Origin of the sequence: Vibrio sp. Vb1729 (assembly GCF_033338655.1) — a bacterium.
GTDB lineage: Bacteria > Pseudomonadota > Gammaproteobacteria > Enterobacterales > Vibrionaceae > Vibrio > Vibrio alginolyticus.
The window spans coordinates 37,485-64,221 of sequence record NZ_JAWOTB010000013.1 but is presented as its reverse complement, the minus strand read 5'-3'; the positions used below and the strand labels follow the sequence as shown (position 1 = coordinate 64,221).

Annotated in this window: 26 protein-coding genes; 10 read left to right on the top strand and 16 right to left on the bottom strand. The window is 44.9% G+C overall.

Annotated features, from left to right (window positions below):
- Window positions 1-72 precede the first annotated feature (72 nt).
- The 4 genes from yggU to R7E29_RS09105 all read right to left on the bottom strand — a co-directional run bounded on the left by yggU (window position 73) and on the right by R7E29_RS09105 (window position 2,652).
- Entirely contained in the window at window positions 73-363 is a 291-nt protein-coding gene (yggU, locus tag R7E29_RS09120) for a DUF167 family protein YggU (protein ID WP_054577162.1), read from the bottom strand.
- Entirely contained in the window at window positions 363-920 is a 558-nt protein-coding gene (locus tag R7E29_RS09115; protein ID WP_005381012.1) for a YggT family protein, read from the bottom strand. Before R7E29_RS09115 ends, yggU begins: the two co-directional genes overlap by 1 nt.
- Window positions 921-972: 52 nt before the next feature.
- A complete protein-coding gene (gene proC / locus R7E29_RS09110) occupies window positions 973-1,791 on the bottom strand; it encodes a pyrroline-5-carboxylate reductase (protein WP_005381013.1) in 819 nt (272 codons plus the stop codon).
- A 159-nt stretch (window positions 1,792-1,950) separates the two neighbouring features.
- The gene (locus R7E29_RS09105; protein WP_005384521.1) at window positions 1,951-2,652 is read right to left on the bottom strand and encodes a YggS family pyridoxal phosphate-dependent enzyme; all 702 of its coding nucleotides are present in this window, start codon (window positions 2,650-2,652) and stop codon (window positions 1,951-1,953) included.
- Between the two features lie 28 nt (window positions 2,653-2,680).
- Here R7E29_RS09105 and R7E29_RS09100 point away from each other — a divergent pair, with 28 nt between their 5' ends.
- Both R7E29_RS09100 and R7E29_RS09095 read left to right on the top strand, forming a co-directional pair.
- The gene (locus R7E29_RS09100; protein WP_005381015.1) at window positions 2,681-3,721 is read left to right on the top strand and encodes a type IV pilus twitching motility protein PilT; all 1,041 of its coding nucleotides are present in this window, start codon (window positions 2,681-2,683) and stop codon (window positions 3,719-3,721) included.
- Between the two features lie 30 nt (window positions 3,722-3,751).
- A complete protein-coding gene (locus R7E29_RS09095; protein ID WP_005381016.1) occupies window positions 3,752-4,858 on the top strand; it encodes a PilT/PilU family type 4a pilus ATPase in 1,107 nt (368 codons plus the stop codon).
- Window positions 4,859-4,919: 61 nt separating this feature from the next.
- Here R7E29_RS09095 and ruvX read toward each other — a convergent pair whose 3' ends face one another.
- The 8 genes from ruvX to metK all read right to left on the bottom strand — a co-directional run bounded on the left by ruvX (window position 4,920) and on the right by metK (window position 11,647).
- Complete coding sequence (gene ruvX, locus R7E29_RS09090; RefSeq protein ID WP_182016905.1) at window positions 4,920-5,345, bottom strand: Holliday junction resolvase RuvX; 426 nt, start codon at window positions 5,343-5,345, stop codon at window positions 4,920-4,922.
- 35 nt (window positions 5,346-5,380) lie between these two features.
- A complete protein-coding gene (locus R7E29_RS09085) occupies window positions 5,381-5,944 on the bottom strand; it encodes a YqgE/AlgH family protein (RefSeq protein WP_005381020.1) in 564 nt (187 codons plus the stop codon).
- 127 nt (window positions 5,945-6,071) lie between these two features.
- Window positions 6,072-7,022, bottom strand: coding sequence for a glutathione synthase (gshB, locus tag R7E29_RS09080; protein WP_017635580.1), 951 nt, complete (start codon window positions 7,020-7,022; stop codon window positions 6,072-6,074).
- Between the two features lie 13 nt (window positions 7,023-7,035).
- Entirely contained in the window at window positions 7,036-7,767 is a 732-nt protein-coding gene (gene rsmE / locus R7E29_RS09075; protein WP_017635581.1) for a 16S rRNA (uracil(1498)-N(3))-methyltransferase, read from the bottom strand.
- A 113-nt stretch (window positions 7,768-7,880) separates the two neighbouring features.
- On the bottom strand, window positions 7,881-8,576 hold the full coding sequence (gene endA, locus R7E29_RS09070) for a deoxyribonuclease I (RefSeq protein WP_017635582.1): 696 nt from the start codon (window positions 8,574-8,576) through the stop codon (window positions 7,881-7,883).
- 150 nt (window positions 8,577-8,726) lie between these two features.
- Window positions 8,727-9,224, bottom strand: a complete 498-nt coding sequence (locus R7E29_RS09065) for a SprT family zinc-dependent metalloprotease (protein ID WP_005381025.1) — start codon at window positions 9,222-9,224, stop codon at window positions 8,727-8,729.
- 68 nt (window positions 9,225-9,292) lie between these two features.
- Entirely contained in the window at window positions 9,293-10,090 is a 798-nt protein-coding gene (locus R7E29_RS09060) for a DUF2189 domain-containing protein (RefSeq protein WP_042521290.1), read from the bottom strand.
- Between the two features lie 402 nt (window positions 10,091-10,492).
- Complete coding sequence (metK, locus tag R7E29_RS09055; RefSeq protein WP_005381027.1) at window positions 10,493-11,647, bottom strand: methionine adenosyltransferase; 1,155 nt, start codon at window positions 11,645-11,647, stop codon at window positions 10,493-10,495.
- Between the two features lie 315 nt (window positions 11,648-11,962).
- Here metK and tkt point away from each other — a divergent pair, with 315 nt between their 5' ends.
- Window positions 11,963-13,957, top strand: a complete 1,995-nt coding sequence (gene tkt / locus R7E29_RS09050; RefSeq protein WP_318082624.1) for a transketolase — start codon at window positions 11,963-11,965, stop codon at window positions 13,955-13,957.
- A gap of 91 nt (window positions 13,958-14,048) precedes the next feature.
- Here the strand turns inward: tkt and R7E29_RS09045 are convergent, their stop codons facing one another.
- Window positions 14,049-14,942 (bottom strand): LysR family transcriptional regulator, encoded by an 894-nt coding sequence (locus tag R7E29_RS09045; protein ID WP_017633561.1) that lies wholly within the window; start codon window positions 14,940-14,942, stop codon window positions 14,049-14,051.
- Between the two features lie 140 nt (window positions 14,943-15,082).
- Here R7E29_RS09045 and R7E29_RS09040 point away from each other — a divergent pair, with 140 nt between their 5' ends.
- The 5 genes from R7E29_RS09040 (at window position 15,083) to mscS (ending at window position 22,048) form a co-directional block, all read left to right on the top strand.
- Window positions 15,083-17,041, top strand: coding sequence for a ligand-gated channel protein (locus R7E29_RS09040; RefSeq protein ID WP_054577168.1), 1,959 nt, complete (start codon window positions 15,083-15,085; stop codon window positions 17,039-17,041).
- Window positions 17,042-17,176: 135 nt separating this feature from the next.
- Entirely contained in the window at window positions 17,177-18,214 is a 1,038-nt protein-coding gene (epd, locus tag R7E29_RS09035; protein WP_005384545.1) for an erythrose-4-phosphate dehydrogenase, read from the top strand.
- A gap of 151 nt (window positions 18,215-18,365) precedes the next feature.
- Complete coding sequence (locus R7E29_RS09030; RefSeq protein WP_005384547.1) at window positions 18,366-19,526, top strand: phosphoglycerate kinase; 1,161 nt, start codon at window positions 18,366-18,368, stop codon at window positions 19,524-19,526.
- Window positions 19,527-19,680: 154 nt separating this feature from the next.
- Window positions 19,681-20,757, top strand: coding sequence for a class II fructose-bisphosphate aldolase (gene fbaA, locus R7E29_RS09025; protein WP_005380996.1), 1,077 nt, complete (start codon window positions 19,681-19,683; stop codon window positions 20,755-20,757).
- A 424-nt stretch (window positions 20,758-21,181) separates the two neighbouring features.
- On the top strand, window positions 21,182-22,048 hold the full coding sequence (gene mscS, locus R7E29_RS09020; protein ID WP_213906777.1) for a small-conductance mechanosensitive channel MscS: 867 nt from the start codon (window positions 21,182-21,184) through the stop codon (window positions 22,046-22,048).
- A gap of 47 nt (window positions 22,049-22,095) precedes the next feature.
- Here mscS and R7E29_RS09015 read toward each other — a convergent pair whose 3' ends face one another.
- On the bottom strand, window positions 22,096-22,578 hold the full coding sequence (locus tag R7E29_RS09015) for a YbaK/EbsC family protein (RefSeq protein ID WP_005380994.1): 483 nt from the start codon (window positions 22,576-22,578) through the stop codon (window positions 22,096-22,098).
- 26 nt (window positions 22,579-22,604) lie between these two features.
- The gene (locus R7E29_RS09010; protein WP_318082622.1) at window positions 22,605-23,234 is read right to left on the bottom strand and encodes a LysE/ArgO family amino acid transporter; all 630 of its coding nucleotides are present in this window, start codon (window positions 23,232-23,234) and stop codon (window positions 22,605-22,607) included.
- A gap of 147 nt (window positions 23,235-23,381) precedes the next feature.
- Here R7E29_RS09010 and R7E29_RS09005 point away from each other — a divergent pair, with 147 nt between their 5' ends.
- Together R7E29_RS09005 and R7E29_RS09000 are read left to right on the top strand one after the other, a co-directional pair.
- Window positions 23,382-24,278, top strand: coding sequence for a LysR family transcriptional regulator ArgP (locus R7E29_RS09005; protein WP_005380990.1), 897 nt, complete (start codon window positions 23,382-23,384; stop codon window positions 24,276-24,278).
- Window positions 24,279-24,486: 208 nt separating this feature from the next.
- Entirely contained in the window at window positions 24,487-25,179 is a 693-nt protein-coding gene (locus R7E29_RS09000) for an oxidative stress defense protein (RefSeq protein WP_054577169.1), read from the top strand.
- Window positions 25,180-25,250: 71 nt separating this feature from the next.
- Here the strand turns inward: R7E29_RS09000 and serA are convergent, their stop codons facing one another.
- Complete coding sequence (gene serA / locus R7E29_RS08995; RefSeq protein WP_017821632.1) at window positions 25,251-26,483, bottom strand: phosphoglycerate dehydrogenase; 1,233 nt, start codon at window positions 26,481-26,483, stop codon at window positions 25,251-25,253.
- Window positions 26,484-26,737: the final 254 nt, after the last annotated feature.

The window sequence follows — 26,737 nt, the reverse complement described above, 5'->3', positions numbered from 1 at the left end:
TCAGGGGGTAAAAAATGCGTACTCAGTCGTTGGTATTAGTAAGTGTGGTACAAAATCGTAAATAAAAAGCCATCATATGATGGCTTTAATTTCTATCGGTATCTGGGTAGGCGATTCTATCCGAATTTGTTTGTGCCGTCCTAATTCACCTTTTTCTATGTGAACCAAGCCCTTAGCGATTTTAAACTGCTTGGCTAAGAACTTAGTTAGGTGTGCATTAGCTTTGCCATCGACAGGTGGAGCAGTAATGGCGATTTTTAGCTCTTCACCATGCAAGCCAACGATTTTATCGCGGCTAGCTTTAGGTTGAATATAGAGCTTCAGGATGATGTCCTCACCATCTTGCCAAACTGCAGCTGACATTATAGCTGGAACCAAATTGGACCAATGATATCGCCCATTAAGAAGTTCGCGAACTGCAAGCCGATAAATAACACCAGTACGCTTAAATCAAGACCACCAATAGCCGGAAGAATACGACGGATTGGAGCGCACATTGGCTCGGTCAGTTGATGGAATACGTACTCGATAGGGCTGCGGCCTTGGCTTACCCAGCTCAAAATTGCACGGATCAATAGTACCCAGAACAATAGGCCACCTGCGGCTTTGATTAATGATAATAAGCCCAAGAATAAGAAGTCAGCGCTGAAAGAGACGGAACCGTTCGAAGCTATTAGGATAAGCACGACAAATTTAAGCACACACAACACGTAGGCAAACAACACGGTTGCTAGGTCAATATTCCCCACGGAAGGGATAACGCGGCGCAATGGACCAATGACCGGCTGAGTCGCTTTTACTATGAATTGCGAGAATGGGTTGTAGAAGTCTGCGCGCGCAGCTTGCAACCAAATTCGCAAAATTACGACCATGATGTACAGGTCAAATAGGGTTGAGATGAGAAAACTCATTGAATTCATAAGGTACCCTTAACAAGTGATGGATGATACTAAACGGAGTTCATCCAAATAATTAAAACAGTTTTTCCATTTCTTCCGCGCGAGCCACAGCAGCTTGCATGGCTTTAGCGACAATATCTGAAAGTTGATGTTCGTTGAATGTACGCAGTGCTTCTGCCGTTGTCCCACCTTTCGATGTTACGTTCTCACGCAGGGTCGATAGCTCAGTTTCTGGGTTGCTAACCACCATACTGGCCGCGCCCAGTGCCGCTTGCTGAACCAATAGTCGAGCGGTCTCTTTATCAAAGCCTTGCGCAATCGCTTCTGCTTGCATCGCTTCCATAAACAGGAAGAAGTATGCTGGAGCACTGCCCGCTGCGGCAATCACATTATTGATGCCAGACTCTTGCTCAACCCAGCATACTTTACCGACCGCTTCCATTAACTCTGCGGCAAAAGCTTTGTCGTGCTCGGTTACATGAGTTGGTGCGAACAACCCACTCATACCCAACCCAAGCTGTGATGGCGTATTTGGCATAACACGAACCAAGTTCAATTTGGTGGCTAGCATATCATCCAATCGTGAACAGTTGATGCCTGCGGCAATAGAAATCACCAGTTTATTAGTGAAATCGATCGATTGCAGTGGTTTACAGACATCCGCCATCATTTGCGGTTTTACAGACAATACCACCACATCCGCCTCGGTCGCAGCTTGGATGTTATCGCTGGTGGTACGGATGCCAAAATCTTGTTCTAGCAGAAGGCGACGAGCCTCTGAAGGAGCCGTTGCGGTAATGTTTTGCGCTGGGTATCCGTTAGCAACCAAGCCGGAAACAATGGCTCTCACCATGTTGCCAGCACCAATGAAGGCGATTTTTTTATGTTCCATTTGTCTGATTTCCATCATGATATTTAGAATTTGTTGTGCGCTCAGGTGTATAATGGCGCCGCTGTTACTTACTGCTCCTATTGGCGAGTAAGATGATTGCGCATTTACGCTCTAACGATTGACGACATAACTTATGTCGCGAGTGAGCGTTTTGTTGATTTAGCTGTAGTCTCGTGCGCCGAAAATAGCGGTTCCAATACGAACCATTGTACTACCAGCTTCGATTGCAGCGGTCATATCACCACTCATTCCCATTGATAATGTATCGATTTCTGGGAACTGTGCTTCGAGTGTTTGCTTCAACGTAGCCAACTTCTGAAATTCACGGAGTTGTGATTCGTAGTCAGACACGTTGGCAGGAATCGACATCAACCCTCTTAAAGTGAGGTTGGGTAGGCGAGAAATCAACTCCGCCAGCTCGAATACTTCCGCTTCAGTGACACCAGACTTAGATGCCTCACCACTGGTGTTAACCTGAATCAGAACTTGTAGCGGTTTAAGTTCGCTTGGCCGCTGATCATTCAGGCGTTGAGCAATCTTGGTTCGATCGATGGTGTGAACCCAATCGAAATGTTCAGCAACAAGTCGCGATTTATTGGATTGAATCGGGCCAATGAAGTGCCATTCGATTCGATTATCTGGATAATGCTCGGCAAAGTGCTGAACTTTACTGACGCCCTCTTGAACGTAGTTTTCACCAAAGGCGGTTTGTCCCGCTTGGTAGGCTTCGAGAATTGCCTCGACAGGTTTAGTTTTGCTTACCGCTAGAAGTTGCACTGACTCTGGAGTTCGACCACATTTTTGCTCGTCATATCGAATTTGAGAGGTGATATGTTCAATATTTTGTTGAATACTACTCATAGCTGTACTTTAGACTTAAGGATTTTAAATGGATATCACTGAGTTACTGGATTTTAGTGTAAAACATAATGCCTCGGATCTACATCTTTCTGCAGGTGTCCCACCAATGGTTCGTATTGATGGGGATGTGAGAAAACTAGGCATTCCAGCGTTTACACACCAAGAAGTGCATCGTTTGGTTTTCGAAATCATGAACGATGCCCAACGCAGTGAGTTCGAAGAAAAACTCGAAGTCGATTTCTCTTTTGAGTTGCATAACGTTGGCCGTTTCCGTGTCAACGCTTTCAACCAATCTCGCGGTTGTGCGGCAGTATTCCGTACCATTCCAAGTAGCATTCCAACTCTGGAAGAGCTAGAAGCGCCAGAGATCTTCAAAAAAATTGCGAACGCTGAAAAAGGCTTAGTTCTGGTCACTGGCCCAACAGGTTCAGGTAAATCGACGACCTTAGCAGCCATTGTTGACTACATTAACCGTAATCACAACAAGCACGTACTCACAATTGAAGATCCGATTGAATTTGTTCACAACAACAATAAATGTTTGATCAACCAGCGTGAAGTTCACCGTGACACCCATAGTTTCCAAAACGCACTGCGCAGCGCATTGCGTGAAGACCCGGATGTCATTCTGGTTGGTGAGATGCGTGACAAAGAAACCATCAGCCTTGCGTTAACGGCGGCGGAAACGGGGCACTTAGTGTTCGGCACGTTACATACCAGCTCGGCGGCAAAAACCATTGACCGTATTATCGATGTGTTCCCTGGCAGCGATAAAGACATGGTGCGCTCGATGCTTTCTGAATCCCTTCGTTCGGTTATCGCACAAAAATTATTGAAACGTAATGGTGGTGGCCGTATTGCATGCCATGAAATTATGATGGCAACGCCTGCGATTCGTAACTTGATCCGCGAAGACAAAGTCGCGCAGATGTATTCGATCATTCAAACAGGTGCGGCTCACGGCATGCAAACCATGGAGCAAAATGCTCGTCAGTTAATGGCGCAAGGCATGGTTGCTCGTGAAGAGGTCGATAGTAAGATCGGATTAGAAGTGCAGCAATTCTCGTAACGTTCATACAGATAATGGTGAATACGGAAGATGGATCTAGATAAATTTCTCGAAGGCATGTTGGCGCTGAAAGCGTCGGATCTTTACATCACGGTTGGAGCGCCAATTCTATTTCGTGTGGATGGCGAATTGCGTCCGCAAGGGGAAAAACTCACCGAGAGTGATGTGGCTGCATTACTCGACAGCGCTATGGAACCAGATCGGCGTCAGGAATTTCGTAAAAGTCGCGAGTCGAATTTTGCCATTGTGAGAGATTGTGGTCGCTTCCGTGTGAGTGCCTTTTTTCAACGCGAGTTACCAGGCGCAGTGATTCGTCGTATTGAAACTAATATTCCTACTTTTGAGCAGTTAAAGTTACCGTTAGTGTTGCAAGATTTGGCGATAGCTAAGCGTGGTTTGGTGCTGGTGGTCGGTGCTACTGGATCGGGTAAATCGACCACCATGGCGGCGATGACAGGCTATCGAAACAGCAATAAAACCGGGCACATTTTGACGGTCGAAGATCCGATCGAGTTCGTGCATGAACACAAGCGCTGTATCGTGACTCAACGTGAAGTTGGGTTAGATACGGAAAGCTATGAAGTTGCGCTTAAAAACTCGCTGCGCCAAGCACCAGATATGATTTTGATTGGTGAGATCCGTAGCCGTGAAACAATGGAATACGCGATGACCTTCGCCGAAACGGGTCACCTGTGTATGGCAACGTTGCACGCCAACAATGCAAACCAAGCTTTAGAGCGCATTCTTCACTTGGTACCGAAAGATCAAAAAGAACAATTCTTGTTCGATTTGTCGATGAACCTAAAAGGCGTGGTTGGTCAGCAGCTGATCCGAGATAAAAATGGGCAGGGACGTCATGGTGTATTTGAGATCTTGCTAAATAGTCCACGTGTGTCGGATTTGATTCGTCGCGGAGATTTACATGAGTTGAAGTCAACCATGGCTCGCTCAAATGAGTTTGGTATGCTGACGTTCGATCAATCTCTTTATAAGTTAGTGATGCAAGGTAAGATCAGCGAAGAGGATGCACTACATAGTGCCGACTCAGCGAATGATCTGCGCCTGATGTTGAAAACGCAGCGTGGTGAAGCATTCTCTACGGGCAGTTTGGCAAACGTTAAGATCGATATGGATTAATCCAATCCAGAAACAAAAAAGGTTGGCAGAAGCCAACCTTTTTTCATTGTGCTTGAAGTGTTTACTCACCCCAAAGGGCTTCAAACCAGCTTTCTAGAATCACCACCGCTGACTGGCAGTCAACATTACCTTTCGATAGGGCTTTGTAGCCGCCCATGTTGAACAACTCCGCACGAGCTTCTGCAGTAGATAAACGCTCATCATGCAGTTCAACTGGCAATCCGTATCGGCCTTGCAGACGCTTAGCAAATTTTCGTGCACGAGGGGTTATGGTCTCAAGGTCTTTACCATGCAGATCGGTCGGTAAACCGACCACTAGCAAATCTGGTTGCCACTCTTTGATTTGCTTTTCGATATCGTCCCAGTTTGGAATACCGTCATTGGCTTTAAAGGCTTTTAATGGGGAAGCTGTACCAGTAATTTCTTGGCCAATAGCGCTACCAATGCTTTTGGTTCCAAAGTCAAAAGCCATAATTGTGCGTGACATAAGGTGTCTCTATCTAATGTAACTGTATATTTGGACTAAGCATGTCCAGAGTCTGCTGAAAGGTGACTTGGGTCGATGCCCAGCTTTTCGACCGCTTTCTTCCAACGCTCGTTGATTGGTGTATTAAAGATAATTTCAGGCGTCGCTTCAATGGTGAGCCAAGAGTTTTCGACCAGCTCACTTTCTAATTGGCCTGCACTCCAACCGGAGTAGCCAAGTGCCACTAAGTAATCACTTGGTTCTGCTTCTGTTCCTAACACCGACAGAATATCACGCGAAGTGGTTACCGCGAGGTCATCGGTCATTTGGACGCTGGACTCGTAGTAATCTTTGGGTTTATGCAAAATAAAGCCACGATCTTCCGAGATTGGGCCGCCATTATAAACTGGTCTATCTAGACTGGCTTCAAATAGGCGCGGGTGTACTGGCTGAACTTCCACCTGCTTGAGCATGTTGCCGACGGTGATATCAACAGGAGCATTGATCATCAGCCCCATAGCGCCGTCTTCGTTGTGCTCACAAACGTAGATCACGCTGTTTTGAAAGTACGGATCTTTCATCCCAGGCATGGCAACCAAAAAGTGATTTGTGAGATTCATACTCATACTGACCCTTAACTCTCGTAAATGCCCTTAAGCAAACATCATACAATTTACATCTAGGTATGTGCATGAGTTTGCTTAAGTTAATGTACTACGCTCTCTATTAACTGTAATACAGTTTGAGTTATTCGCCTTTTACTCGACGCTCAATCGCATCCATCAGCTTGCCTGTGATTGAGATATCAAAAGCTGCTTCAATTTCGCGAATACAGGTTGGGCTGGTGACGTTGATTTCTGTTAGCTTGTCGCCAATTACGTCAAGGCCAACAAAGATAAGGCCTTTTTCTTTCAGTGTCGGAGCAACGGTTTGCGCAATTTTGAGGTCGGTTTCGCTTAGCGGACGAGCTTCACCAGTACCACCAGCGGCTAGGTTGCCGCGCGTTTCGCCTTTAGCAGGAATGCGTGCTAGACAGTAAGGCATAGGTTCGCCATCTACCACTAGGATACGTTTGTCACCGTTGCTGATGTCTGGCACGAAGGTTTGTGCCATTGCGTAGTTTTGACCGTGGTTAGTCAATGTCTCGATGATTACAGAGACGTTTGGATCGTTTTCTTTTACACGGAAGATGGACGCGCCACCCATACCATCAAGCGGTTTCAGGATGACATCACCATGTTTTTCACGAAATTCTTTAATTTTTTCTGCTTTTCGCGTCACGATCGTTGTAGGTGTCAGCTCTGGGAACCATGCTGTAAACAGCTTTTCGTTACAATCACGTAAGCTTTGAGGCTTGTTAACGATCAGTGCACCCTGTTCTTCTGCACGCTCAAGGATGTAAGTCGCGTAGATGTATTCAGTATCAAACGGAGGATCTTTACGCATTAGCACCGCGTCTAGCTCAGACAGTTTGATAGTTTGCTCTGATTTGAACTCGTACCAACCGTTTGGATCTTCTTTTAGTTCTACCACTTTAGTATCTGCAATGGCAACGCCTTGATCGAGATGCAGATCATTCATTTCCATGTAGTGGATTTCATAGCCGCGTCGTTGCGCTTCAAGCATCATGGCAAAGCTAGAGTCTTTTTTGATGTTAATGGACGAGATTGGGTCCATTACGATACCGAGTTTGATCATTATTTTTCTCCGTTTAACCAAGATCGCCGAAACGAACTTGTAAGGCTGTAATTGCTGTCAGAGCCGCTGTTTCGGTACGCAGAACGCGAGGGCCGAGTAGCGTTTCTTCAAATTGGTATTCTCGAGTCATCTCGATTTCTTCAGACGATAAACCGCCTTCAGGACCGATCAGTAGGCGCACTTTTTCAACCGGGGTTGGCAAAGTGTTGATTGAGTATTTAGCACGAGGGTGAAGGTTAAGCTTTAAACCATCGTACTCTTCTTTACACCACTCTTCCAAGCTCATAATTGGACGAATTTCGGGCACGACATTACGCCCACATTGCTCACAGGCACTGATGGCGATTTTCTGCCATTGCGCGAGTTTTTTCTCAAAACGCTTTTGGTCAAGCTTGACACCACAACGTTCAGAAATCAGAGGAGTGATGGTATTGACGCCAAGTTCAACAGACTTTTGGATGGTGAACTCCATCTTATCGCCACGTGAAATGACTTGACCAAGGTGCAGATCTAAAGGGGATTCAATACTGTTTTCTACGCGCTCGGTGATGTTAACCAAAACTGATTTCTTGCTGACTTCACTGATAACCGCTGGGAACTCTGCGCCACTGCCGTCAAAAAGGAGAACGTCTTGGCCTTCTTTCATGCGCAAAACACGACCGATATGGCCTGCTGCGTCGTCACTTAAAGCAAGTGAGCCAAGTTGATGAATGGATTCTGGATGATAAATTCGAGGGGTACGCATGAGATTTCCAGCAAGAGAATAAACTTAAACCCTAACATGGATGCTTTGCACCGAAAAAACAAGGGGCAAGAAGCGTTTCAATATCAGTAATTGAAACGCTTCGAGGTCGGAGGTTACAGTGCGCGGCAGGCTTCTTGAACAAATGGGTTGTGATTGCCCTGTACTTTTGCAATGCGCTCGTCACGCTCACATTCCCATTTATCGACAGGATAGGTTTTGTTCCAAGCACTCATTAATTGCGTTTGCTGCTTCGACAGTTTGAAACCGTACTCTTTGCTCATGTATAGATAGGTACGAGCAATTGAGCCACGCGCACGGTCTGGTGGCATGACTTTACGCTGCTTAAAGTTCACTTGCATCTCACAGCGACCATAACTCACGCCATCCATACCGTTCCATTGGCTGAAGTTGTAGTTCGAACGGTCACCGTTTACTTCACCAATAGCAGGAGTTAGGTTGTGCAAGTCTGCTTCCATCAAACGAAAAGTTTTGTCTTTTTTCTTACAGTTTTTACGTCCGCCATCTTGCCAGCATTGACGCTGGTGGCCAAATTGCCACGCAGGAACAACGTGCTCCCATTCGATTCGTGCAGCCCGTTTTTCTTGTTTACGGACTTGGTAACCGCAAGAGGCTAAATCGGGTGAGCCTTTCTTGCCTTGCCATTGAATGTTACAGCCACAGTAGAAGCTTGTTGGGTGGTCTTGATAAATTTTGACCGCCTCACGTTTGGCTGCAGAGAATGAGCTCGGTGGCGCGGCAATCGCAGTGCTAGAAAGCGCGATAAGCAACAGAGAGAATAAGTATTTCATGATAAAAGTCTTTATAAAGTATGACTTTATTCATGATAACACGCATAAAATAGCTTTAGTGATGAGTAAGTTAACAATAAGTGGCGAAGGGAAGGTTTTGATCAACTCGATCTTTATTTTGGGAACGCAAGTAACACTATGAGGTAAGGGCTACGATAACTGAATACCGGTGAAGTTAAGTGGTTGGCGGCATTTTTGACAAGAGTACGTAGCCTCTTTGCGCAGCACTTTATTATGACGGCGAATCGATAGAGGGTAGGTCATACAACCACAACGATACTCAAAGGTTTTACCTTGAACGGATTTTACTTCAAAGCTGTGAGTGGTTTTGGCTGGTACGTTAAATACGGCTTCCATGACGCCTTTCCATTCTTTACCGTGAGGCCTAACTCGCCCGTAAACCTGATAAGTAATCAGGTGTGCTACTTCATGAGGAATGACTTCATCTAAGAATGCTTGGGTGTTTTCGCGAAATAAAACAGGGTTTAGGCGTACTTGATTTAATTGAAGGTAGGCTTTTCCTGCCGCTTTCCCACGGACGTCGAAGGTGATTGTTGGAATCGGGAAAGAACGTTTGAAAGCTTGTTCCGCCATCGCGATACAGCCCGCCATCACTTGCTTGGCTTTATAGCTGAGTTCTATATCCACAATTCACCTCGATAAATCAAATAAAAAAGCCCCCGCATTTGCGAGGGCCAGATCATAGCATCAGTTAATTATGGTGTGTGTTTTTTCTTGATGGTGGCATGGTAAGCGTGCCATGTACCGTAGCCTAGAATTGGCATGGTAAACAACATTCCGATCCCGTAGGTCGCAAAGCCGATAAGAATACCGCCACAGATGATCGCTGCCCAAACAATCATTGCTGGAATGTTGGATTTCACTGCATTAAAGCTGGTAAATACAGCGGTCATCATGTCTACGCGACGCTCCATCATGAGCGGAATAGAAAAGGCTGAAATGCTAAACACCACACAAGCCAAAACAAAGCCAACTAAAGAGCCGATGACAAGGAAGGGTAGGAACTCACTTAAAGGTGCCCCTTGAACAGAAGGGTAGAGCGCATGAAGTAGAGCGGCAATGCGCATCCAAAATATCATACACACTGCGAGTAACACGGCGAACGCCCATTGAGATGTTGAGTTACGACCGATCGCTTTCATTGAATGGAGCAAGCTTGCTTTGTGTCCGCGCTCTCTCTCCCAACTGGCATCATACAAGCCCAGCGCGAGAAACGGACCGATTAACATGTAAACAATCAAACTGGGCATGACGACCAAGTGTGTGCCTTGCCACTGTACGAGCAAAACAATGCCTATCGCAGCTGCCATAAAACAGATGCCATAGAAAGCACTAATAAGTGGCATTCGCACGAAATCATGCAGACCTAATGCTAGCCAATGAAAAGGTGCAGAAAGATTGACCGTATTGCACGGTATGGTTCTGGCGTATTCGTTGTCTGGCACTTCCTTTCGCTTGTTGTGGAAGTCCGATGGATTAACAGTTCGAGGCATAACTCCTCCTTGATTTATTCCCACATTATCCGCTTATACCAACTGACAGCGGTTTTTGTTCAGTCAAACTTGAAGCGACTTTTTCAAGTTTACATCTGAGCATTGGCTTAGTTTGGTATCGGCCATAAAGATGCCTGACTCATGTCTTTACTTAAGTGTTGCTTCCACAGTCGCCAGCATCCGACGTCTCTATTTAAATTGGAGTTAACAATATTTTAACTATTGGCGGAGATGGGATAATTTACAAATAATTGCTTAAAATTTATTCGGTATAAAAATGAGGGAGAAACAGGACTGCTTTGTGGGGCTGGGCGGTATGAGTCGAAATGACTAGATAAAAGTTGCTGAAAATAAAAAGCCCCCACCATAGGCGAGGGCTTGATTGATTCTTGCTTGGCTTGATTATTTGATGCCAGCGAAATCGCGTAGAAGTGCAGCTTTGTCTGTTGCTTCCCACGGGAATTCTTCACGACCGAAGTGACCGTAAGCCGCTGTCTTCTTGTAGATAGGTTGAAGAAGGTTAAGCATTTCTTGTAGACCGTATGGACGTAGGTCGAAGAATTGACGAACCGCTTCAATGATGATGTCGTGAGATACTTTCTCAGTACCGAACGTTTCCACCATGATAGACGTTGGATCAGCAACACCGATTGCGTAAGAAAGTTGGATCTCACAACGGTCAGCCATGCCTGCCGCTACGATGTTTTTCGCTACGTAGCGTGCTGCGTATGCTGCACTACGGTCAACTTTTGATGGATCTTTACCAGAAAACGCACCGCCACCGTGACGAGCTGCGCCGCCGTAGGTATCTACGATGATCTTACGACCAGTTAGACCACAGTCACCCATAGGACCACCGATTACGAAGCGACCGGTTGGATTAATGAAGAAGTTTGTTTCTTTGTTGATCCACTCAGAAGGTAGCACTGGCTTAATGATCTCTTCCATTACCGCTTCACGCAGGTCTGAAGTTGAGATTGAATCACAGTGTTGAGTTGAAAGAACAACCGCGTCGATACCAACGATGTTACCTTGATCGTATTGGAATGTTACCTGAGATTTTGCATCAGGACGCAACCAAGGTAGTGTGCCGTTTTTACGAACTTCTGCTTGCTTTTGAACAAGACGGTGAGAGTAAGTAATTGGCGCTGGCATTAGTACTTCAGTTTCGTTACAAGCGTAACCAAACATGATGCCTTGGTCGCCTGCACCTTGTTCTTTAGGGTCAGCTTTATCAACACCTTGGTTGATATCTGGCGACTGTTTACCGATTGTGTTTAGTACCGCACAAGAATCTGCGTCAAAGCCCATATCTGAATGTACGTAGCCGATTTCACGAACGGTTTCACGAGTTAACTCTTCGATGTCTACCCATGCTGAAGTCGTGATTTCACCACCCACCATTACCATACCGGTTTTAACGTAAGTCTCACATGCAACACGAGCCTTTGGATCTTGCTCTAGAATCGCGTCAAGAACCGCATCAGAAATCTGGTCTGCAATTTTATCTGGATGACCTTCTGATACTGACTCAGAAGTAAACAGGTGCTTAGCCATGTTAGCTCCACTATATCTGGTTTAAAACTGGGGAATGATAAACTCTCCAGCGCAAATTAATACTAATTTTTGTAGGTGTATCTACATCTAGACGTCTATTCTAAATTTGATTGCTCGAATTACAAGCTCTTTTTTGGTTTTTGTTATAACCAAACGTTTGCCTGATTTATTGATAATTTTAAGAACTTCGAACGATTTGGCGCGAAAGGTGCAATATTTGTGAGGTTTTGGACTGGAAAACGTTTGCACACCCAACAGGGCTTTGAGAGAATTATGACCTACTTTTCGTTTCGCTTAATGTACTCAGGAGCAGACATGTCGTCTCGTAAACATCTTGCCAATGCAATTCGTGCTCTAAGCATGGATGGTGTTCAACAAGCTAACTCAGGCCACCCAGGCGCACCAATGGGTATGGCTGATATCGCTGAAGTTCTTTGGCGCTCTCACCTAAACCATAACCCTTCAAACCCAGAGTGGGCCGACCGCGATCGCTTTGTGCTGTCAAACGGTCATGGGTCAATGCTTATTTACTCTCTACTGCACTTAAGCGGTTACGAGCTATCTATTGACGATCTGAAAAACTTCCGTCAATTGCACTCAAAAACCCCAGGTCACCCAGAGTACGGCTACGCGCCTGGTATCGAGACAACAACGGGTCCTCTAGGTCAAGGCATCACTAACGCTGTTGGTATGGCGATCGCAGAGAAAGCACTAGCGGCACAGTTCAACAAAGAAGGTCACGATATCGTTGACCACTTTACGTATGTGTTCATGGGTGACGGCTGTCTAATGGAAGGCATCTCGCATGAAGCATGCTCTCTTGCTGGGACGTTAGGTCTAGGCAAACTGATCGCGTTTTGGGATGACAACGGCATTTCTATCGACGGTCACGTTGAAGGCTGGTTCTCTGACGATACACCTAAGCGTTTTGAAGCGTACGGCTGGCATGTAATCCCAGCAGTCGATGGTCACGACTCAGACGCGATCAACGCAGCAATTGAAGCAGCAAAAGCGGACCCACGTCCTACGCTTATCTGTACCAAAACAATTATCGGTTTCGGTTCTCCTAACAAGTCTAGTTCGCACGACTGTCACGGTGCACCACTAGGTCACGATGAAATCCAAGCGGCTCGCGAATACCTAGGTTGGGAGTACGGCCCATTTGAGATCCCGGCAGATGTTTACGCTGAGTGGGATGCAAAAGAAGCGGGCGCCGCGAAAGAAGCAGCTTGGAATGAAAAATTAGAAGCATACGCTGCAGCTTACCCTGCAGAAGCGGCAGAGCTTAAACGTCGTCTAAACGGCGAACTTCCTGCACAGTGGGAAGAAAAAGCGAACCAAATCATTGCCGATCTTCAAGCAAATCCAGCGAACATTGCATCACGTAAAGCGTCGCAAAATGCACTAGAAGCGTTTGGTCAAATGCTTCCTGAGTTTATGGGTGGTTCTGCTGACCTAGCGCCTTCTAACCTGACCATGTGGTCTGGTTCTAAGTCTCTAGAAATGGAGGACTTCTCTGGCAACTACATCCACTACGGTGTGCGTGAATTCGGTATGACCGCTATCATCAACGGTATCGCATTGCACGGTGGTTTCGTTCCTTACGGCGCAACATTCCTAATGTTCATGGAATATGCTCGTAACGCAATGCGTATGGCTGCGCTGATGAAAATTCAGAACATCCAAGTTTACACGCATGATTCGATCGGTCTTGGCGAAGATGGCCCAACTCACCAACCTGTTGAGCAAATGGCGTCTCTACGTGTAACTCCAAACATGAGCACATGGCGCCCATGTGACCAAGTTGAGTCTGCAGTTGCATGGAAACTAGCGATTGAACGTAAAGATGCACCAACTGCACTTATCTTCTCTCGTCAAAACCTAGCGCAACAAGAGCGTACTGCTGAACAAGTCGCAGACATCGCGAAAGGTGCTTACATCCTGAAAGATAGCGAAGGTAAGCCTGAGCTAATCCTTATCGCAACAGGTTCTGAGGTTGAGCTTGCAGTGAAAGCCGCTGAGCAACTAACTTCAGAAGGCAAGAAAGTACGCGTTGTTTCAATGCCATCAACAGACGCATTCGACAAACAAGACGCTGCTTACCGTGAATCTGTACTGCCATCAGACGTAACGGCACGTATCGCTATTGAAGCGGGCATTGCGGATTTCTGGTACAAGTACGTAGGCTTCGACGGTCGCATCATCGGTATGACAACATTCGGTGAATCAGCACCTGCTGGTCAGCTATTCGAGATGTTTGGCTTCACGACTGAAAACGTAGTGAACACAGCTAAAGAATTGCTAGCGTAATTGCAGGACCATCTAAACAGTCGAACGTAAACGACAACTGTTAGATGCTAAAGTTAGAAAGGCCATCATTATGATGGCCTTTTTATTTTTGTCAGGTTTTCCAACCTTGTGGAATGCTTTGGTGAATGCAGTCTAAAAGTACGGATAAGCGCAGTGGTGGTCGTCCTGCTGGTGTATAGCAGTTAATGGAAATAGGCTCAGAAAGCCAACCTTCTAAGCAAGGTGTGATTCGCCCTGGGTGATGTTTCTCATAGCCGCATGCTGTCCAAGTCGGCAGCAGTCCAATACCATGACCATTCGCGATACTGTCTATTTGCATTGCTATGTTGTCGCTGTATAACCGACTAACAAAGGGTTCTAAAAAGAACTCACCGTGTTGAGGGTGTGCTAGCATCAATCCATTTTCTTGCACTGAACCAAAATCGATCCATGGATGTGCTTCAAGTTCTTTGGGGTGCGGTATAGGCCCATGTTGTTTTAGATAATTTGGAGAGGCAAAAGGCGTATAGCGAAATACCCCCAGCACTTCTTTTCGCCAGTCTAGCTCTTTACGTTCACCGAGCCAGATGAACAAATCTGGGTCATGGTGCGCTTCAGAAAAGTCACTGGTAAGTTGAACTCTAACATCGGGATTATCAGCAAGAAAACGATTGAGTACGCCGCCTAGCCAGCTTCTAACTAAGGCAGTGTGACAAACAATATGCAGTGGCCCTGAAACTTGGTTCGTTAAACCTTGGAGTGCATCATAACTCTCTTCACTTAACTCAAGAATCTGGCGGCTGTAGTGGGCAAAGATTTCTCCAGCTCTTGTCAGAACTAATCGATTACCTTGTCTGGCGGTTAGAGCCTGACCGAAGTCTTCTTCTAATTGTGCCAAGCGACGACTTAGCGTTGATTTTGGCTGATTAAGGGCTTTAGCAGCTGCTGTCAAACTTTTATGCTGATTGAGCGCATCAAAGGCTCTAATTGATGCTAAGTCGTGCATATTTCTTTTACTCCTTACTGCGTTATGTACGAGTTCCATAAATGGAAAGAACCGTTCCATAACTCTCACTATGCATCTCATTCTATTTGTGAATAATTCACTTTCGAAAATAATAATCATTATCAATTATGGAGATGTAGATGTCTACTCTTAGACTGCCAGTTATTACCGCAACTGGTATTTTAGCCTTCGTCAGTGTCCCTCATGTTTTTGCCAATGATGCAGTTTCTAAAATGGAAACAGTGGTTGTAACTGCATCAAGTTATGAGCAATCTCAAGCGGACGCGCCTGCAAGTATTAGTGTGATTTCACGTGAGGAGTTGGACTCCCGTTATTACCGCGATGTGACTGATGCACTAAAAAGTGTGCCAGGTGTTGTCGTGACAGGTGGTGGTGATACCACCGACATTAGTATCCGTGGTATGGGTTCTAAATACACTTTGATACTGGTCGATGGTAAACGTCAAAGTACGCGTGAAACTCGTCCAAATAGTGACGGCCCTGGTATCGAACAAGGTTGGTTACCTCCTCTTCAAGCGATTGAGCGAATCGAAGTTATTCGTGGCCCAATGTCGACGCTTTACGGTTCTGATGCGATTGGTGGTGTGATTAACGTCATCACACGAAAAGATGCGCTAGACTGGACGGGTAATGTTCAACTGGGCACGGTACTACAAGAGAATAGCCGCTCAGGTGGAGAGCAGAGCGCGAACTTTTTCGTTAATGGTCCGTTGGCTGAAAATTTATCTCTCCAAGTATATGGTCAGTACACAACCAGAGAAGAAGATGACATCGAATACGGTTATGAAGATAAAGATATGCAGAGTATCTCTTCAAAACTGACTTACCAGATTAATGATCGCCACTCGGTGCAATTAGAGGGCGGCACGTCGGCACAAAGTCGTCGTGGTAATGTAGGCCTTTCAGTGCCGACTACTGGGTGTCGTGGTGGGTGTGAAGACTCACTGAATGAATATCGTCGTAATTACGTAACGGTAAGCCACAACGGTGATTGGGATTCGATTGGCATTTCAGATACTTACTTACAGCGAGAAGAGAGCGAGAACAAATCTCGTGAGATGACGATAACCAACACCACGTTCAAATCGAGCTTGGTGACTGGTATTGGAAACCATACGTTGACGACGGGTGTGGACGCTACTCATGCAGAGCTTGAGGATTTCACCTCCAACAAAGCGTCGTCGAAGACTGAAACATCGAATACGCAGTGGGCTGTTTTCATTGAAGATGAATGGAGAATCGCTGATCCGTTTAGCGTTACGCTTGGTGGTCGCCTAGATCATGACGAAAACTATGGCGCGCACTTTAGTCCGCGTGTTTACGGTGTATGGCGAGTTGATCCGTCTTGGACGGTGAAAGGCGGTGTGGCAACAGGTTTCCGTTCTCCACAATTACGTGAAATTACTCCTGGCTGGGCGCAAGTCAGTGGTGGCGGTAATATCTACGGTAACCCAGATCTTGACCCTGAAACGTCGCTAAACAAAGAAATCAGCGTCTTGTATCAAGGTGATTCTGGCTTAGATGTCTCTTTGACAGCGTTCCATAACGAATTCAAAGACAAGATCACACGTGTTGTTTGTCCAGACACTATCTGTACTGATGGTCCAAACCAATGGGGCGCAGATCCAACGTACCGTATTAACGTGGATGAAGCCGTCACACAAGGTATTGAAGCGACCTTAGCATCGCCGTTAACGGAAACCATTTACCTTAGCTCGAGCTACACATTTACCGACTCAGAGCAAAAAACAGGTGAATACAAAGGCATGCCGCTGCAGCAGTTACCAAAGCATCTGTTTAATGTGGATGTGACTTGGCAAACGACAACAGATCTAGAGAGCTGGGCGAAAGTCACGTACCGAGGTAAAGAAATGGATCCGGTTACTGGCCCATCAAGAAACAGTATTGTAGAACCAGCTTATACCTTTGTGGACGCCGGTGTGACATACCAGTTAACCGACAATACTCGTATTAAAGGCGCTATCTATAACTTGCTGGACGAGGAAATCAGTTACGAAGAATACGGATATATTGAAGATGGTCGTCGCTACTGGTTAGGTTTAGACGTCGCATTTTAATTATCTATCGTTGTAATAAGGTCGAGCATAGTCTCGACCTTTTTTAATCCTGCTTTACTGTGATTCAACAGGTGCGTTTGTCAGCCTGATCAGGTAGTATCTGTGACACGAAATTTTTGGTAGGGCGAAGGATAAATGCTAAAGGTTGCGATCAATGGATTTGGACGTATAGGTCGTAATGTTCTGCGAGCGGTGTATGAAAGCGGAAAACACCAGCAGATCAAGGTTGTGGCGGTTAACGAACTAGCACAGCCAGAGGCGATGGCACACCTACTGCAATATGACACCAGTCATGGTCGCTTTGGTAAAAAAATTTCCCATGACCAAGAACATTTGCATGTTCATCATGACAGCGGTGAATATGATTCCATTCGCATTCTCCACCTCTCCGAAATCGAATTACTTCCTTGGCGTGATTTAGAAGTTGATATCGTCTTGGATTGCACTGGCGTATTTGGTTCGCAAGCGGATGGGCAAGCGCATATAGAAGCTGGCGCGAAGAAAGTACTGTTTTCGCACCCGGGCGCAAACGACCTAGATAATACGATTATCTATGGTGTGAACCACGAAACTCTGAAAGACGAGCACCGTGTTGTCTCCAATGGATCTTGCACCACCAACTGTATCGTTCCCATCATTAAAGTATTAGACGAAGCCTTCGGCATAGAGTCTGGCACCATTACCACAATTCATTCGTCCATGAACGATCAACAAGTAATTGATGCGTATCATAACGACTTACGCCGTACCCGCGCTGCAAGCCAATCTATTATTCCGGTGGACACTAAGTTGCATAAGGGGATTGAAAGAATCTTCCCGAAATTTTCCAACAAATTCGAAGCAATTTCTGTTCGTGTTCCAACGGTTAACGTCACAGCAATGGATTTAAGTGTCACAATTAGTACAAATGTGAAAGTTAATGACGTAAATCAAACCATTGTTAACGCATCTCAGTGTACATTACGTAACATTGTTGACTATACTGAATCGCCACTCGTTTCCATCGACTTTAACCACGACCCCCATAGTGCGATTGTGGATGGAAGCCAGACTAGAGTGAGTAACGGGCAACTCGTAAAAATGCTCGTTTGGTGCGACAACGAATGGGGCTTTGCTAACCGGATGCTGGATACTGCCTTAGCAATGCAAGCTTCTTCGCAAGTGGAACAGTAATGACGAAGAAGTGATGGAGAATTTTTATTTCTAGCCTTGAAATAAATCCATAATATCTCCATATCTATAACCAGTTTGAAGAATTAACAGGCTTGGCAGGGTTGCCGAGTTTTCAAAAACTTTAATTATTAAATATTTGAGAGGACACATCATGTCTGTAATCAAGATGACTGACCTGGATCTTGCAGGTAAACGTGTATTTATCCGTGCTGACCTAAACGTGCCAGTAAAAGACGGTAAAGTAACTTCGGATGCACGTATCATCGCATCTCTTCCAACTATTAAGCACTGCCTAGAAGCAGGCGCTAAAGTAATGGTTACGTCTCACCTAGGTCGCCCAACTGAAGGTGAATACGCTGAAGAGTTCTCTCTACAACCAGTTGTTAACTACCTAAACGACGCACTAGATTGCGAAGTGAAGCTAGCAAAAGATTACCTAGATGGCCTAGAGCTAAATGCGGGTGAACTTGTTGTTCTTGAAAACGTTCGCTTCAACAAAGGCGAAAAGAAAAACGACGAAGAGCTATCTAAGAAATACGCAGCACTATGTGACGTATTCGTAATGGACGCATTCGGTACGGCTCACCGTGCTCAAGCATCTACTCACGGCGTTGGCATGCACGCAGACGTAGCATGTGCTGGTCCTCTACTAGCAAACGAACTAGAAGCGCTAGGCAAAGCAATGGACAAGCCAGCTCGTCCAATGGTTGCTATCGTAGGTGGTTCAAAAGTTTCTACTAAGCTAACTGTTCTTGAGTCTCTATCTAAAATCGCTGACCAACTCGTTGTTGGTGGTGGTATTGCTAACACATTCATCGCAGCTGCTGGCCACAACGTTGGTAAGTCTCTATACGAAGCAGACCTAGTTGAAACAGCTAAGAAGCTAATGGACGAGTGTGCAATTCCAGTAGCAACTGACGTTGCATGTGCGAAAGCATTTGACGAGAACGCAGAAGCTGAAATCAAGCACGTTTCTGAAGTACAAGACGACGACATGATCTTCGACCTTGGTCCAGATTCAACTGCTGAACTAGCTGAAATCCTTAAAAACGCTAAGACTATCCTATGGAATGGTCCAGTAGGCGTATTCGAATTCAAGAACTTCGAAGCAGGTACTAAAGGCATCTCTGAAGCTATCGCAGCTTCTGAAGGCTTCTCTGTTGCTGGTGGTGGTGACACGCTAGCGGCTATCGACAAGTTCGGTATCAAAGCGGATGTATCTTACATCTCTACTGGCGGCGGCGCTTTCCTTGAATTCGTAGAAGGTAAAGTTCTTCCAGCAGTAGAAATGCTAGAAGCACGCGCTAAGTAATTAAAGCAAAGCGGGGGAGTGATTCTCCCGCTTTCTTGTTTGCTGCAACGTGTGAGGAACTCTGCTAGAATAGCCTCAGTTGTGAGCAAACGTTTGCAAGATTTTCAACTTAACAAGTTTTGTTTAAAAACGACAGATAAATAGGATTACATCCATGTCTAAGATCTTCGACTTCGTAAAACCAGGTGTTATCTCTGGCGATGACGTTCAGAAAGTATTTGAAGTTGCAAAAGAAAACAGCTTTGCACTTCCAGCAGTAAACTGTGTGGGTACTGACTCTGTAAACGCAGTACTTGAAGCAGCTGCAAAAGTTAAAGCTCCAGTTATCGTTCAGTTCTCTAACGGTGGCGCTGCTTTCTTTGCTGGTAAAGGTCTAAAACTTGAAGGTCAAGAAGCTCAAATCCTAGGTGCTGTTGCTGGTGCGAAATACGTTCACGCTGTAGCTGAAGCTTACGGTGTTCCAGTAATCCTACACACTGACCACGCAGCTAAGAAACTACTTCCTTGGATCGACGGTCTACTAGACGCTGGTGAAGAGTACTTCGCGCAAACTGGTAAGCCACTATTCTCTTCTCACATGATCGACCTTTCTGAAGAGTCTCTAGAAGAGAACATCGAAATTTCTGCTAAGTACCTAGAGCGCATGGCTAAAATGAACATGACTCTAGAAATCGAATTAGGTTGTACTGGTGGTGAAGAAGACGGCGTTGACAACTCTGATATGGATGCGTCTGAGCTATACACTTCTCCAGAAGACGTTGCATACGCATACGAGAAACTAAGCGCAATCAGCCACCGTTTCACTATCGCAGCATCTTTCGGTAACGTACACGGCGTATACAAGCCAGGTAACGTTGTACTAACTCCAACTATCCTACGTGATTCTCAAGCGCACGTTTCTGAGAAATTCGGTCTTCCAGCGAACTCTCTAAACTTCGTATTCCACGGCGGTTCAGGTTCTTCTCTAGAAGAAATCCGTGAATCTATCGGCTACGGTGTAATCAAAATGAACATCGATACTGATACACAGTGGGCTACTTGGGATGGTATCCGTAAGTTCGAAGCTGAAAACCACGATTACCTACAAGGTCAGATCGGTAACCCAACTGGTGAAGATGCACCAAACAAGAAGTACTACGATCCACGCGTATGGCTACGTGCAGGCCAAGCTTCAATGGTTACTCGTCTAGAGCAAGCATTTGCTGACCTTAACGCAGTTGACGTACTATAATCGTTACTGATTAAGTTACTTAAAAACCCGCTCTTTGAGCGGGTTTTTTTATATCTATCATTTTCTTCCCTTCTGCTTTCTCCCGATATTTTTATGCGTTAGGTTGTATTTGCTAGTGAGATATCTCACCTTTAACGTTTTTTTTAAAGAAAACATGGGAATATCAGTCTTAAGAGTGGCGAAATCAGAGTGCATTGCGTAACCTGTAACAAGTCAGTGTCAGAAAGCTCTGATAAAGTCTTGTTTTGCATATCTTTGCGAAACTCTGACTTTGAAAAAAGTCAGAGTTGGGATATTGTGCCAAAAATCTGACACTGTTCAGTGGAGCAATAGGGATGTTGTTTTAGAAAAGAGCCTTTAAAAAACAAGGTTCATAAATTAACGGCAATTGGATTTATATCTCTTTATTTTGAGGATAAGAATTATGGCAGGTGAATCGGTGGGTATCGATACCACTTTAACGGATGGTCTAACTCAGGCTGAAACTTGGCTGACAAACAATTCAGATCTACTGGTTCAGTACGGTGTGAACATTATCTCTGCGGTGCTTATTCTGTTTATCGGTAATCTTATCGTTAAGGCAGTCGCTGGTAGTGTTTCTAAAGTACTAGAAAAGAAAAACATGGATAAGGCCGTCGTTGAATTTATTCACGGTCTTGTTCGTTACTTGCTATTTGTAATCGTGCTAATCGCGGCTCTTGGTCGATTAGGAGTTCAAACCGCTTCTGTTGTTGCTGTGATTGGTGCGGCAGGTCTTGCTGTTGGTCTTGCACTACAAGGTTCACTATCAAACTTTGCAGCAGGCGTACTTATTGTTGCGTTCCGTCCATTCAAATCAGGCGACTACGTAGAAATCGGTGGTGTAGCGGGTAGTGTTGAAGCAATTCAAATCTTCCAAACAGTTCTAAAAACACCAGACAACAAAATGGTTGTTGTGCCTAACTCTTCAGTTATCGGCGGTGCCATTACTAACTACTCTCGCCATGCGACACGACGTGTCGACCTAGCGATTGGTGTTTCATACAAAGCAGACCTTAAACTAACGAAGAAAGTGATTCGTGAGACGCTAGAGAAAGATCCACGTATCTTGAAAGACCCAGATATCACAATTGGTGTACTTACGTTAGCAGACTCTTCAGTTAACTTTGTGGTTCGTCCATGGGTGAAAACTGCAGATTACTGGGGCGTATACTTTGATGCAATGCAAGGTATTAAAGAAGCATTGGATGAAAATGGTATCGAGATTCCATTCCCACAAATGGATGTTCACCTGAACAAAGTCGACGCTTAATCAAAAGCAGTCGATATTCGAAAGCGAGGCCAATAGGCCTCGCTTTTTTATATTTCGTAAAGGGTGTGATGACCAGCAAGTAAGAGGCGTTTTAGATGTTTACCTGCAAATCCAAATGTGAACTCAGGTAAGCCAGGCGTATAGAGCAACTCTTGATGTTGATAGAGATTGGTATCAACAATGATAGTGATGTATTCCGGTAAGCCTATTGGGCAAACCGCGCCGGGTACGCAACCTAACACTTCGACCATTTCATCGTCATTACAAATAGAGGGACGTTTACCTGTAATCGCTTTAATCTGCTTGGCATCGAGGCGCGAGTCCTTATCTGTCAGATAAACCGCGTAACCTTGTCCTTTGAGTGTTAAAAAGAGGCTTTTGGTATGCGTACCCGTCCAACCAAGCTCTCTCGCAATGCGTATATCTGTCTCAAAGTCTAAGATGGCTTCGTGCTGCCATTCCCGAAAAGGAATAGAGAGCGCGTTGAATCGCTCTCTATTGTTGTTATAAATACGTTTTAGTGACTCCATGTCTTTGCTGCCTTACTACCTGGTGATTACCAATACTTATCAATAAGCTCACTCGCTAAGATATACGCTATTGTGAACATCATCATTGCGATTGCAATGTCGATAGTTTTTTTCACTTTTGGTTGAGAGAGTGTTGGACCTAGTTTGGCTGCTCCTATCGATAAAGTGTAGAACCAAACAAAGGAAGCCATAATCGTACCTAGTGCAAAAGCAATGCGATCATGGCCTTCAAATTGTCCACCGATCGAACCTAGAATAACGACTGTATCTAAATATAAGTGCGGATTAAGCACAGTGACAGCTAACGCACCTAGAATAACTGTTCGACGACCTCGAGCTACGATCTCCCCTTTTGATTCCGATTCACTCTCTGGCTTAAAAGCACTTTTTAGCGAGAGCAGTCCATAGAAGCTCAAGAAAGCAATACCACCAAGTGTCACCGACGTCAGTAAGATTTCATTTTGAGGCAGAATTGCACCACCACCAAAGATACCTAGAGAGATGAAAATCATATCTAGCACGCTACAAATAGTGGCGGTTGTTAGGTGGTGGTTACGCTTTATGCCTTGATTCAAAACATACGCATTTTGCGCGCCGATCGGAATGATCATTGATGCTCCTAAACCAAAACCTTGCAATAGAACCCACAAGCTCACACTTCACCTCACTTCAAAATAACAAATACATTTACAGAAAAGGGAAAGATAAAGCGTTTATCTAAATAAGTATAATTAATGATTTTAATCTTACATTAGATAGACTAATTTAACGGGAGGCGTTTGATCAAGAGTGAGAGGAAAGGTATGCGAGGGTTAGATTACAAATGGATTGAGGCATTAGACGCTATAGTTTATCAGGGTAGCTTTGAGCGTGCTGCCGAGCATTTATTTGTTTCTCAATCCGCCATTTCTCAACGTATCAAGCAGTTAGAGAAGTTTCTCGCGCAGCCTGTTTTAATTCGAAGCCAGCCACCTAAGCCAACGCCAATTGGTAAAAAATTGTTGGGTCTTTATCGGCGAGTACGCTTGCTAGAGCATGAAATTCTCCCCGAACTAAAAAATGATACCAGTACGCGACCTGTGCAACTCTCTTTAGCGACTAATGCAGATAGCCTTGCAACATGGCTACTGCCAGCGCTGCAAAATGTTATGAAGCAGCGTCAAGTTGAACTAAAACTGACTATCTATGGTGAATACCGCTCTATTGAAAAACTCAAAAGTGGCGAAGTGACAGGAGCGATCAGCTTGGAGTCCCAGCCAATCCCCGGATGCAGAGCAGACTATTTAGGTCGCATCGATTATGTTTGTGTCGCGAGCCCAGAGTTCTATCAGCGTTATTTTTCTAAAGGCGTAAATAATCAGACATTGGCAAAAGCACCGGCCGTTTCATATGACCAATATGATGATCTACATAAAACATTTCTTACCGAGCACTTTAACGTCAATCCTGACAGCGTTATTCATCACAACATCAGTAGTTCTGAAGCGTTTCTAAAAGTGGCGTTAGCTGGTGTAGCTTATTGCTTGATCCCCCGCTTGCAAATTACCGACGAATTAGACAGAGGTGTGTTGGTTGATGTGACTCCAGGTTTTTTAATGTCCCATCGGATTTATTGGCACCACTGGCAGTTAGAAACTGGGGTACTACAAGAAATCTCACATGCGATAGTGGGGTATGCGCAGCAGCATCTACCTCAATAAGTTCGTCAGAGCTGCATATCGTTAACTTAAGTGTGTTTTGTTTAAAAATTACGCCAATGTTACATAGTCAAAGTTGTGTTAGAAGTCACTATGGGTGCTTGGATAATCGGCGGAAGTTTCTATTATGAAACCACACGCTTTCTCAGCCATGATAGTGATGTTGGAATCTGAGATTAAGTACTTAATTTTGTATGGATGGATTTATTGAATGAAATTGTATTCATTTTTGCTGGCTTCAGCACTCAGCCTTACCAGTGCTTCAGTTTTGGCGAATACGCCAGAGTTTGCTCATGTTACGACAATGGGGTATGGCGAAGTGACGGCCACACCTGATATGGCTACGTTTTCTGTAAAAGTAGTCGATACGACAATGACGGCCGAACAAGCGAAATTGTCCGTAGATAAAACCGTTGAAGAGTTTCTAAAAAGCTTATCGGATGCCGGCTTGTCAAAAGACAATATTACTAGCTCGAATTTATACCTTGCTCCTCAGTACCATTACCCTAAATCAGGAAAAGCAGAACTTGTTGGGTATCGAGCATCTCGCAGTATTGATGTCACGGTGACGGATCTGAAAAACCTTAACCAATACCTAGATATGGCGTTAGAAGCGGGAATTAATCAGGTTGATAATATTCAACTTAAGGTAAGCAACCAAGCCGAGTATCAGCAAAAGGCACGAATGGCTGCGATTAAGGACGCAAGAGAAAAAGCAGGGTCATTAGCGACTGGTTTTGAGAAAAAGTTGGGCGATGTATGGCAGATCAATTACAGACAGATGCACGTTCAGCCTGTGTTAATGCGTTCAATGGCGATGGATAGTAAAGAAGGAGCGAATAGCTACCAAGATTCAACTATGATCATTCGCGATCAAGTCGATGTCATTTATAAGCTAAAGTAAGGCTTAGCAAACAGTAAAAAGCAAAAGGCAGGGAGTCATAACCCCTGCCTTTGTCGTTTCTGTTTCACTGTTTAGTGAAGGATACGAGCACGGATTGTGCCTTCAATGTTTTTGAGCTTTGTTAGAGCTTCTTCTGCTCGTTCAGTTTCAACGTCGATCACTACGTAGCCTATTTCAGCGGCTGTTTGTAGGTACTGCGCGGCAATGTTAATGCCTTCTTCAGCAAAGATGGTGTTGATCTGAGTTAGAATACCAGGACGGTTCTTATGGATATGAAGCAGACGAGAGCACTCACCACTGTGTTCTGGCAATGACACTTCAGGGAAGTTTACGCTTGAAAGTGTCGAGCCGTTATCAGAGTACTTAGCCAGTTTGCCCGCCACTTCTAAGCCGATATTCTCTTGTGCTTCTTGCGTTGAACCACCAACGTGTGGAGTGAGAATGACGTTATCGAATTTTTGTAAAGGAGACTCGAACGGGTCAGCATTTGTTTTTGGTTCAGTTGGGAATACATCAATTGCAGCGCCGGCAAGGTGACCAGCTTCTAAGCTATGGCAAAGTGCAGGAATATCCACAACGGTGCCACGTGCCGCGTTGATAAAGATGGAACCTGGTTTCATTCGAGCAAATTCAGCTTCACCCATCATGTTTTTCGTTTCCGGTGTTTCGGGAACGTGCAAAGAAATCACATCACATTTGTTCAATAGTTCACTCATGGTATGTACTTGCGTCGCATTACCAAGGGACAGTTTGTTCTCAATATCGTAGTAGTAAACGCGCATACCTAAGTTTTCGGCAATAATACCAAGCTGCGTACCAATGTGACCGTATCCGATAATGCCAAGGCACTTACCACGAGCTTCGTAAGAGTTGTCTGCACTTTTCTTCCAAATACCGCGATGTGCAAGAGCATTCTTTTCAGGAATACCACGCACTAGTAAAAGGATTTGCCCAAGTACAAGCTCTGCCACGCTTCGAGTGTTAGAGAATGGTGCATTAAAGACAGGAATACCGCGTTTTGCTGCTGCGTCTAGGTTTACTTGGTTAGTGCCAATACAAAAACAGCCAATTGCAACCAGCTTGTTCGCCGCATTGATTACCTCTTCGGATAGGTTCGTACGGGAGCGGATACCAATGAAGTGCACGTCTTTTACCGCTTCAATTAGTTCTTCTTCCGGAAGGGAACCTTTATGGTATTCAATGTTGGTATAACCAGCTGCTTGAAGAACTTCAACTGAAGAAGGGTGGAGTCCCTCTAACAAGAGGATCTTAATCTTTTCTTTTTCCAGTGAAACTTTGGCCATTTTTTCTCGTCCTTAAAATGGAAAGGTGGGCTAATGTGGCGCACATTGGACAAAACTATTAAAAAGGGGATAATTAACAGTTTTGTAGGAAGACAAACGTTTCCCTGTGCGTCTTCTGTTCAATAAAGTAACAAAAAAAAATTGCTTTGGGTAAGAAAATTACGGAATAAGAGATAATTTTCTTATAGAAAGGAATAAAAAACGGTGCCTTGCAGCACCGTATGTAATGAAATAACAGAAAAGTGAACCAGATA